Genomic DNA, 9,265 nt, shown 5'->3' on the forward strand with positions numbered 1-9,265 from the left:
GCCATCGGCCGCCCTGCTATGCTGCGCGCCGCTCAACCGGAGATCTCCATGTACCGTGCCCTGCGCCGGCTGCTGCCGGCGGCCCTGCTTGTCGCCGCGCCGGCGGCGTCCGCCTTTGTCTCGGGCACGACGCCCGTGTTCATCAACGAGCTGCACTACGACAACGTCGACGTCGACGTCGGCGAGGCCGTGGAGATCGCCGGTCCGGCCGGCACCAGCCTGACCGGCTGGTCGGTCGTGCTCTACAACGGTTCCAACGGTACCGTCTACGACACCATCCCCCTGTCCGGCACCATCCCCGACCAGTGCTCGGGTTTTGGCACGGTGGTGGCGCTGCCGGGTGGCAGCAACCCGCAGATCCAGAACGGATCGCCGGACGGCCTGGCCCTGGTCAGCCCGCAGGGCGTCGTGCAGTTCCTCACCTACGAAGGCAGCTTCACGGCAACCAATGGCCCGGCCCAGGGCATGGTCGGCACCGACATCGGTGTCAGTGAGCCGGGCAGCACGCCGGTGGGCCATTCACTCGCACTGGCCGGCAGCGGCGGCTCGGGCTATGAGTCCTTCACCTGGCAGCCGCCCGCTCCCGCCTCCTTCGGTGCCTGCAACCCTGGCCAGAGCTTCGCACCCGCGGTGGACGTGCCGCCGCAGTTGAACTCGCTGACGCCGGCCAATGGCGCCATCGGCGTGTCCACCCTGCCGGTCATCAATGCGGTTTTCAGCGAGGCCGTCGACCTTGCACCCGGCGCCATCACGCTCGGTTGCGCCACCTCCGGCCCGATCGCGCTCTCAATTTCCGGCACGGACGCCAGCTACCAGGCGACCGCGCAGACCGCCGTGCTCAACCTGGAGTCCTGCACCGTCACCGTCACGGGCGCCCTGGTCACCGACCGCGACGGCACGCCGGACGCCATGGCCGGCAACGTCAGCCACACTTTCACCACCCAGGCCGACCTGCCGCCGGCCGTGGCCCATCACATTCCCGCTGTCGGCGCCGGCGGCGTTGCGCACAGCGCCAATATCCAGGTCGATTTCAGCGAACCGGTCACCACGCAGCCGGGCTGGCTGCAACTAAGCTGCGATGAAAGCGGCAACGTCAGCGTCAGCATCAGCGGCGGCCCGACCCAGTACGTGGTCAATCCGGACAGCGACTTCGCTGCCCTGGAAACATGCACGGTTCTCGTCGATGCCGACCACGTCATCGACCTTGACGGCGTCCCGACCCCGATGGTCGCCGACTACACCTGGACCTTCACGACCGCGTCCGACAATGGCGACTACTACGCCAGCGTCGTCGCCACCAGCGCCGCCACCCTGCGCGCGACCCTGCACGAGGTGATCGACGACCACCAGTGGTACCCGTATTCGTCGAGCAGCGGTCCGGATACCTGGGAGATCCTCGAGAAGGCGGACGAAGATCCCGCCGATCCGACGCGCATTCTCGACATCTACCGCAACGAGAGCATGGCCAAGTTCGGTGGCGGCCAGGGCCCGTACAACCGCGAGCACACCTGGCCCAATTCGCTGGGCTTCCCCAACAGCGGCAACAGCCACGCCTACACCGACACGCACATGCTCATGCTGTCGCATGTCGGCTACAACTCGGACCGCGGAAACAAGTACTTCGGCACCTGCAACAGCGGCTGCACCGAGCGCACGACGCTGGTGAACGACGGCCAGGGCGGCGGCAGCGGCACGCACCCGGGCAACTCCAACTGGTTCAACGGCAACCTCTGGGAGACCTGGGTCGGCCGTCGCGGCGACGTCGCCCGCGCGGTGATGTACATGGACATCCGTTATGAAGGCGGCACGCACGCCAACGGCTGGCATGAGCCGGACCTGATCCTGACCAACAACACCAGCCTCATCCAAGGCACCAACACCGCCAACAACGGCACCGGGCGCGCCTATATGGGCCTGCTCGACGTGATCCTGGCCTGGCACGAACAGGATCCGCCGGACGAGAAGGAGCGCTTGCGCAACGAGGTGGTGTACAGCTACCAGGGCAACCGCAATCCCTTCATCGACCATCCGGAATGGGCGGCCTGCCTGTTCAAGGACATCTGCCCGGTCGTCAGCGACGTGATCTTCGCGAACGGATTCGGCGACTGATCGCCGATCCGCATGCCGGAAAAACAAAGGGCGGCCGATGGCCGCCCTTTTCCGTTCGCGCTACGGAGCGCGCGAGCGTGATCAGGCCTTCTTGCGAGCGGCCGTCTTCGCAGCCGGCTTGGCCGCTGCCTTGGTGGCCACCGCCGCCTTCGCCTTGTGCGGACGTGCGATGCCGTAGCTGCCCGCCGAAATCTTGCCGCGCCGCGTGCTCTTGTCGCCCTTGCCCATGACCGTTCTCCTGCTTTGTCGTAGTGGGATGGAAGGGCGCGGAGAATAGCAGAACGCCCCGGCCTGCTGCGCGAGGCACCCTGGCGCGACCCCGCCCACCGCGCGCGGTGGTGAAATGGCGCGCATCCGGGACCGGACCGGCTTGCAGGGCTTGGGGGAAAGCGCCGGGCTGGCTATACTTCCCGCTTTCGTCCGCCCCGTCCTGGAACGCCGCAGCATGAAGCTGATTCCGCTGATCGTCGCCACCGGCGCCCTGTCATTGGCCGCCACAACCCACGCCGCCGACCTCGATGCCGGCCGCCAGCTCGCCTACACCTGCACCGGTTGCCATGGCATCGCGGGCTACAAGAACGCCTACCCCAACTATCACGTGCCGCGCATCGCCGGCCAGAACCGGGATTACCTGGTGGCCGCGCTGACCGCGTACAGCAAGGGCGAGCGTACCCATCCGACCATGCGTGCGCAGGGTGAAGCCCTGAGCGCCGAAGAAATCGACAACGTTGCCAGCTACCTGGCCAGCCTGAGGGAAGCACCATGATGTCCCGCGCCATCCTTGTCGCCAGCGCGCTGGTCCTGTTCGGCCTGAACGCCCCGGCCTTCGCCGCCGGCGACGCCGAACGTGGCCGCGAGAAGTCGCAGGTATGCCAGGCCTGCCACGGTGTCGACGGCAACGGCATCGGTGATCCCCAGTATCCGCTGATCGCCGGCCAGTACGCCGACTACCTGTCGCAGGCCATGCGCGCCTACCAGACCGGCGAGCGCCAGAACGTCATCATGCAGGGCTTCATGGCGACGCTGACCGCGCAGGACATCGACGACCTGGCGGCGTACTTCGCCTCGCAGAAGGGTTCGCTGGACGACCTCAGCCACTTCAAGTGATCGCGTCGTCGCCCGCCGGCAACAGGAAGGCCGCCCCTTGGGCGGCCTTTTCCGTTTCAGGGGCTCTTAGCGCCCACGCCGGCAGCGCGACACGCCGTGGCGCACGACGATCACTCAGCGGTAATAAGGCGTCTGCCCGCGCGCGTGGTCGGTGGCATCGCGCACGGCGCTGATTTCCGGGAAGGCATCACGCAGGCGCTTCTCGATGCCGTCGCGCAAGGTCACGTCGGCCATCCCGCAACCCTGGCAGCCGCCGCCGAAGCGCAGCACCACCTCGCCGTCCGCGGTGACTTCCTCCAGCGCGACACGACCGCCGTGGTTGCCGAGCTGCGGATTGATCTCGCTTTCGATCAGCCAGCGCACGCGCTCGACCAGGCTGGCGTCGCCGGCCGGCGCGCTGGCCTTGAGTCCTGGCGCACGGATGCTCAGCTGCTCGCTGGTGCCTTCGCTGCGCAGCGCGATTTCCGCCTGGTCCAGGAACGGCGCGCTGTCGGAATCGACATACAGTCGCAAGCCGTCGCAGACATCGACTTCCCACTCGTCGCCGCGCAGGTCCACGGCTTCGCAGTAGCGCAGCGCGACATCGGCCCGGGGCGTTCCCGGCGCCACCGCGCTCAGATGGATACCGAGGATGTCCGGCCCCTGCTGTTCGAGCAGGCGGATGAAATAGGCCCGGGCACGGGCGTCGACGTGGATCATGGCGAAATGGTACCAGAACGGTCCGATATGAAGGAGTCGCCCGTTCAGCCGTGACGGCGCGCGAAATCGGCCATGAAGTCGACCAGCTGCCCGACACCGGCCATGGTCATGGCGTTGTAGAGGCTGGCGCGCATGCCGCCGACGACACGATGGCCCTTCAGGCCGATCAGGCCGGCGGCGGCGGACTCGGCCAGGAACGTCGAGTCCAGTCCCGGATCCCGCAACTGGAACGGTACGTTCATCCACGAACGCGCGGCCGGGTCGACTTCGTTGCGGTAGAAGCCGCCGGAGCCGTCAATGGCCGCATACAGCGCCGCGGCCTTGGCCTGGTTGCGCTGCGCCATCGCCTGCAGGCCGCCCTGCTCGCGCAACCAGCGGAACACCAGCGCGGAGACATACCAGGAAAAGGTCGCCGGCGTATTGAGCAGCGAACGCTGCGCGGCGTGGCGGTCGTAGCGGAAGATCTCCGGCAGGCTGTCCGGCGCACGCGACAACAGGTCGCGGCGGACGATCAGCAGCACCAGTCCGGAAGGACCGATGTTCTTCTGCGCGCAGGCGTAGATCAGTCCATAGCGGGAGATGTCCAGCGGCCGCGAAAGCAGCGTCGACGACATGTCGGCGACGATGGGCACCGCGCCGGTATCGGGCAGCCCATGCATCTCCACGCCGTGGATGGTTTCGTTGGGCGTGATGTGTACGTAGGCGGCATTGCGATCCAGCTGCCAGTCGCCAGCCGCCGGCAGGCCGCGGAATCCGCCCTGGGCGCTGCTCGCGGCGATGCGCACGCTGCAGACCTGGGAAGCCAGTTTCGCCGCACGCGCGCCCCAGTGGCCGGTGATCACGTAATCGGCGCTGGCGCCGTGGGCGATGTTCATCGGCACCTGCACGAAATGCTGCGTCGCGCCGCCCTGCAGGAACAGCACGGCATGGTCGTCGCCGATACCCAGCAGCTCGCGCAGATCCTGTTCGGACTGCGCAGCCATGGCCTCGAACGCGGCGCCGCGATGGGACACTTCCATCACCGATGCACCGGTACCGTTCCAGTCCAGCATCTCGTCGCGGACGCGCTCGAGGACGGCATCGGGCAGCGCAGCCGGACCGGCGCTGAAATTGAAGGCTCGTGTCATGGCGGCAGGCACCGGGAACGCTCGAAAGGAAGCGGCGATTATGCCTGAGCCGCCGGTGCGGACGGCGTCGGGAACCGTCGGGATCAGGCGTTGTTGAAGTACAGCAGGATGGCGACGGCGCCGGCAATGACCGCCGCCAGCACGATCAGTCCCCAAAGGCCGCCGGCCTGCTGTGCCGCCGGCCTGGCGCTTGCGACATCGGCGACCAGCGGGATGTCGTCGACCTCCAGTCGCTGCGTCGCCTGTTCCGGCGGTGGCGCAGCCAGTGTCTCGACGATGTAGCGGCGCTGTCCGATCTGCAGCTGGTCGCCATCGACGACGGTGACCGTTTCCTTCAGCGGCGTGCCGTTGAGGCGGATGGCGGAGCCGTTCGGATCCAGGCGGACGCTGCCTTCGACCAGGATCAGTCCGACCACGCCGGCAGCCGCGGACACCACTTCGCCGTGGTCGTCCAGGTGCAGCACCGGCCCGCGATGGACATTGCCGCTGCGGGCGCCGTTGCGCACGCGCAGGAAGAAGTCGGCGACGGTATCCGTCCCGGGGACTCCGCGCCCGGCGGCGACGAGATCGATGCAACTGCTGCCGAAGCACACGCGGTCGCCGGCGCGCAGTCGTGAAAGATGCTGGACCGGACGGCCGTTGACGCCGACCTGCGTGTCAGCGGCCAGCACCTGCATCCAGACATCATCGCCGCGCCGCTGGAGGAGCGCACAGCGGTCCGGCAGCGCGGGCAGCTTCAACTGGGCATTGCCGGCGGCGCCGACCAGCATGTCGACATCCGCTGCGAGGGTCAGGCGCCGGCCATCCGGGCATTGAAGATGCCATTCCATTGCCGCCAGCGTAGCGGAAACCGGCACGGTGCTGCGAGGGGACATGACCGGTTTCCGGTGCGGATCGACGAAGCGCGTCGGGTGACGGTCGGCGGTGCGTTGCGAGCGCTGCTGCAGGCCCAGCCGGGCGCACCGGCGGCGGCTGGATCACTGCCGTGAAGACACGTCGGCACCGGGCCAGTGGAACGGCAGGCAGGCCTCGGCGCAGAAACCGCCGCGGGGCGGATGGACCACATCCGCCCGGGGCCTTACGGGATCAGGGCGCGGCACTGCCGTCCACAGCCGCTGCCAGCTGTCGCCACACCTCCGGCAGCAGCGGCACGTAGCCGGCCATGGCCGGAAACGGCAGGAAGGCATCGAAATGCTGCGCGCGCGGCACCTCGACATAGGTCACCGCACGACCATGGGCATTCGCCATCGCCGCGTAAGGGCGGCTGGTGAAGGCCGGCGGGATCAGCGCATCGTCGGCGCCGTGGACGATCACCGTATCCGCCACGCGCGGCTGGCCGCTGGCGGCGACCGCGTCGACGCCCTCGCGGACGCGGCGCGCATCGGGCCCCTCTTCCGTCCAAAGGCGACGCAGGCACATCAGGCCGGGCAGCAGCGGATCTTCGCCGCCGGCGCTGGGATCGACGATGGCGACGCCGGCGGTCGGTGGAATACCGCTGCCGTCGCTGCGCCACAGCTGCTGCTCCAGTGCGGTGGCCGCACGCTGACGGCCGTTGGCGTCGAGCATGGCAAATCCGAAGCCGCAGGGATGGCCGCCGACGCCGTAACGACCATAGGCACTGGCGTAGGTGACCGCGACCGCACGCCAGACATCGAAGGCGATGTTCTGGCCGGCCAGCTGCAGCGCGCCTTCGTCCCAGCCGGCCACGCGCAGGCGCTCGCCGGCTTCGCGCGCCTGTCCCGCCGCGGTGCGTGCATCGAGCAGGCCGGCGCTGCGCAGCAAGGCGCAACGACGCGCACCCTGTTCACGCAGCTCCGGCGTCACGAACGGGGCTTCGGCGCGGTCCGCATCCGCCAGCATGCAGGGCTGGTACAGGGCCGCCTCGGTGACGTAGTCGAAGAGCGGACGCATGCCGGTCCAGCGGGGCTGGATGTTCGGCGCCGCGGCGACCACGGCGTCCAGCAGGCCTTCGCTGTCGAGCTCGCCGCCTCGCAGGACGGCACCACCCCCGTTGGAAATGCCGGTGGCGATGACGCGCACGTTGCCGGCGGTGAACGCTTCACGGCGCAGGCCCTCGCGATCAAGGATGGCCAGGCCGAAACGTGCCGCGGCCAGGACGTGTTCGCCCCAACGCGCTTCCGGGTTGTCGCCGTTGTGGGCGTGCGGCACGTAGATGCCATCCGCGCCGGCCTCGCGGAAATCGCTGCCGGCGCCCTTGTCGGTATAGACGATCGCGCAGCCGCGCGGCAGGCCGACAGGTGCCGCCACGGCGATGGCGCCGTAGACGCCGCGCGAACCCGATGCCGGCGCGACCATCAGGCAGGGATTCGCCACGTCGAAATGATCCGGCAGCTGCATCACCACGCGGTGCGGCTCGTTGTCACCCGGCAGGCGCAGCTGCGCCGAGAACTCGCGACCCGGCACCGTCGCCAGTTCGTCGAGGCTGCCCGGACGCAGGTCGGCAATGCCGCGCCAGCTCGACCAGATCGACCGGCGACGCCACTCCGCCGCATCGGCATCGGCCGAGGCCGGCGGCAGCATCTGGCGCAGCCCCTCAAGTCCAAGGCCGGCCGTCATCAGGTCGTCGTTGCCGGCATGCCGGGTGACGACAACCTCTCCTTCCAGCCCCGGCAGCGGGTTCAGGGCCACGTCGCGCGAAGGCGCGGCAGTGCAACCGGCAACGGCAAGCGTTGCAAGGCAGGCGGCAATTCGAAGCATGGGCGGGTCTCCAGGGACATCCTGCAAGGATAACGCGATGGATCGGGGCGGCCATTGCACCATCGGGCAGCTATCCTGCACGCATGACCACCGTCCTGATCGCCGACGACCATCCACTGTTCCGGCGCGCCCTCGCACAGACCGTGCGCGAGCAGGTCGGAAACGCGGTTGTCCTGGAAGCCGGCACGCTGGACGAAGCCGTCGCCAGCCTGCGCCACCCAGGCGATGTCGACCTGGTCCTGCTCGACCTGCACATGCCCGGCAGCCGCGGGCTGATGGGCCTGGCGGCACTGCGCGCCGAATTTCCCGCGGTAGCCATGGTGATGATCTCGGCGCACGACGATCCGCGCACCGTCGCGCGTGCGCTGGAATGCGGCGCGATGGGCTTCATTCCGAAAAGCGCCAGCCCCGAGCAGCTGGGCGAGGCGCTGGCGGCGGTGCTGGACTGTCGCGACTACCTGCCCGATGGCCTGCGCCGCGAAATCGAGGCGCTGAAACGCAGCGGCGGTGACGACGACGGCGTGACCCGTCGCCTGGCCAGCCTGTCGCCGCAGCAGCATCGCGTGCTTGCGCTGGTGGCCGAAGGCCGGCTCAACAAGCAGATCGCCGACGTCCTCGGCATCCAGGAGCGCACGGTGAAGGCGCATCTGACGGTCATCTTCGAACGGCTGGGCGTACGCAACCGCACCCAGGCCGGCGTGCTGCTGCGTTCGCTGGAACTGGCCGATCCCAGCCGGGACGCCGGCTGACGGTACGCCGTCGACACGCCTCGACCGAGGCGTGATCGTCCTTCCAGAAAAAGCCCGACCGCGCAAGGCGCGGCCGGGCCATCGGGTGCCGACCGGCGGGTGCCGGTCGAAGCACGGGCGCATCAGTCGTTGTCGACCTTCTCGCTCAGGACGCGGCCGTCACGCGGATCCAGTTTCAGGTCCACCGCCTGGCCGGCCGCGTTGACCGCCTCGGCCTCCCAGCGGCCGTCGTCATATTCGACGTCGCGGATCGCGGTGTAGCCCTGGGCTTCCAGGCGGCTGCGGATGTCGGCGGCGCCCAGCGCCGGCGTGCTGCGCGGATCGATGATCTCGCCCGTGGCCGGATCGACCAGCAGTTCAACCCTGCGGCCGTCGCGGTCGCGGGCCTTGACTTCCCACAGGCCATCATCGAATTCCAGGTCGCGGACATCGGTGAAACCGGCCTGCTCGACGCGCTGCAGGATCTCGGTCGTTCCCAGGCCAGCGCTGCCGGGCTGGGCGAAGGCGAAGCCGGCGGCGATCAGGCCAAGGGTGAGCGTGGTGCTGCGGATGATGTTCATGGTGCGGTTCCTCGTGTGGTCCAGGGGGTTGGCGGTTCCAACGGCGCACAGCTTGCGCGCGGCCTTCTAAACTCACGATGACAGTGCCGTTCACAGGATATTTACTCATAAGTCAGTAAATTAGGGAACCAATGTCCGCCAGTGCTGTCCAACCCGACATGAAGAGAGACGGACGCAAGGTATCGCGAGCGGCGCT

The 9,265-nt window shown here is 68.5% G+C and carries 10 protein-coding genes; 4 read left to right on the forward strand and 6 right to left on the reverse strand.

Translation table 11 applies throughout. The annotated features are described in order from the left end of the window. Positions 1–48 precede the first annotated feature (48 nt). Positions 49–2,109, forward strand: coding sequence for an endonuclease (locus EDC25_RS10380; RefSeq protein ID WP_123522234.1), 2,061 nt, complete (start codon positions 49–51; stop codon positions 2,107–2,109). Positions 2,110–2,190: 81 nt separating this feature from the next. On the opposite strand, the gene EDC25_RS10385 is transcribed toward EDC25_RS10380, so the two are convergent. After that, the gene (locus EDC25_RS10385; RefSeq protein ID WP_123522235.1) at positions 2,191–2,337 is read right to left on the reverse strand and encodes a 30S ribosomal protein THX; all 147 of its coding nucleotides are present in this window, start codon (positions 2,335–2,337) and stop codon (positions 2,191–2,193) included. A 217-nt stretch (positions 2,338–2,554) separates the two neighbouring features. Between EDC25_RS10385 and EDC25_RS10390 the strand changes: the two genes are divergently transcribed. Continuing rightward, positions 2,555–2,875 (forward strand): c-type cytochrome, encoded by a 321-nt coding sequence (locus EDC25_RS10390; RefSeq protein ID WP_123522236.1) that lies wholly within the window; start codon positions 2,555–2,557, stop codon positions 2,873–2,875. Next, positions 2,875–3,216 carry a c-type cytochrome gene (locus EDC25_RS10395; RefSeq protein ID WP_123522262.1) on the forward strand — a complete coding sequence of 114 codons (342 nt, stop codon included), beginning with the start codon at positions 2,875–2,877 and terminating at the stop codon, positions 3,214–3,216. The genes EDC25_RS10390 and EDC25_RS10395 overlap by 1 nt, the downstream gene beginning before the upstream one ends. Before the next feature lie 114 nt (positions 3,217–3,330). Here EDC25_RS10395 and EDC25_RS10400 read toward each other — a convergent pair whose 3' ends face one another. From EDC25_RS10400 to EDC25_RS10415, 4 genes are all read right to left on the reverse strand, one after another. Beyond that, positions 3,331–3,915, reverse strand: a complete 585-nt coding sequence (locus EDC25_RS10400) for an NfuA family Fe-S biogenesis protein (RefSeq protein ID WP_123522237.1) — start codon at positions 3,913–3,915, stop codon at positions 3,331–3,333. A 44-nt stretch (positions 3,916–3,959) separates the two neighbouring features. After that, a complete protein-coding gene (serC, locus tag EDC25_RS10405) occupies positions 3,960–5,042 on the reverse strand; it encodes a 3-phosphoserine/phosphohydroxythreonine transaminase (protein ID WP_123522238.1) in 1,083 nt (360 codons plus the stop codon). 83 nt (positions 5,043–5,125) lie between these two features. Next, entirely contained in the window at positions 5,126–5,917 is a 792-nt protein-coding gene (locus tag EDC25_RS10410) for an FHA domain-containing protein (RefSeq protein ID WP_132577484.1), read from the reverse strand. A 211-nt stretch (positions 5,918–6,128) separates the two neighbouring features. Then, on the reverse strand, positions 6,129–7,760 hold the full coding sequence (locus EDC25_RS10415) for a 3-hydroxybutyrate oligomer hydrolase family protein (RefSeq protein ID WP_164484058.1): 1,632 nt from the start codon (positions 7,758–7,760) through the stop codon (positions 6,129–6,131). Positions 7,761–7,843: 83 nt separating this feature from the next. On the opposite strand from EDC25_RS10415, the gene EDC25_RS10420 reads away from it, so the two are divergent. After that, the gene (locus EDC25_RS10420) at positions 7,844–8,509 is read left to right on the forward strand and encodes a response regulator (RefSeq protein WP_123522241.1); all 666 of its coding nucleotides are present in this window, start codon (positions 7,844–7,846) and stop codon (positions 8,507–8,509) included. Positions 8,510–8,631: 122 nt separating this feature from the next. Here the strand turns inward: EDC25_RS10420 and EDC25_RS10425 are convergent, their stop codons facing one another. After that, positions 8,632–9,069, reverse strand: coding sequence for a PepSY domain-containing protein (locus tag EDC25_RS10425; protein WP_123522242.1), 438 nt, complete (start codon positions 9,067–9,069; stop codon positions 8,632–8,634). Positions 9,070–9,265 lie beyond the last annotated feature (196 nt).

Origin of the sequence: Pseudofulvimonas gallinarii (genome assembly GCF_004343305.1) — a bacterium.
Taxonomy (GTDB): Bacteria; Pseudomonadota; Gammaproteobacteria; order Xanthomonadales; family UBA2363; genus Pseudofulvimonas; species Pseudofulvimonas gallinarii.